A 702-nucleotide genomic window follows, 5' to 3' on the forward strand; every position below is an offset into this window, starting at 1 on the left:
CCCGCGAGCAGCATATCCGCCGTGAGAAGGCGAACTCGAACGTCTGCACCGCGCAGGCGCTGCTGGCGGTCATTGCCTCGATGTATGCCGTGTACCATGGCCCCGACGGCATCAAGGCCATCGCGCAATCGGTGCACCGCAAGACCTCGCGCCTGGCCGCTGGTCTGGAAGAGGCGGGCTTTGCCGTTGAGCCGGAGGTGTTCTTCGACACCATCACGGTTGAGGTTGGCCACCTGCAGAAGACCGTCATGGAGGCTGCCGTGGCGCGCGGTGTCAACCTGCGCAAGGTTGGCGAGACCAAGGTCGGCATCAGCCTGGACGAACAGACCCGCCCCGAGACCATCGAGGCCGTCTGGGGTGCCTTTGGCATCGACCGCACCGATGACAGCTCGAACAAGCAGTACCGCCTGCCGGACTATGCGCTGCGGGAAAGCGAATACCTGACCCACCCGATCTTCCACAAGAACCGGGCCGAGGCCGAGATCACGCGTTATATGCGCCGTCTGGCCGACCGCGATCTGGCGCTGGACCGGGCGATGATCCCGCTGGGCTCGTGCACCATGAAGCTGAACGCCACGATCGAGATGATCCCGGTCACCTGGCCCGAGTTTGGCAATCTGCACCCGTTCTGCCCCGAAGATCAGGCGCAGGGCTATCACGAGATGATCGCCGTTCTGAACGACAAGCTGTGCCAGATCACCG

At 63.8% G+C, this 702-nt stretch carries 1 pseudogene; it reads left to right on the forward strand.

What is annotated here, in order from left to right:
- A pseudogene (locus ACR0JF_RS23360) lies at nt 1-702 on the forward strand (glycine dehydrogenase (aminomethyl-transferring)); the annotation flags it as partial.

The organism is Ruegeria sp. BG11, from assembly GCF_056538565.1.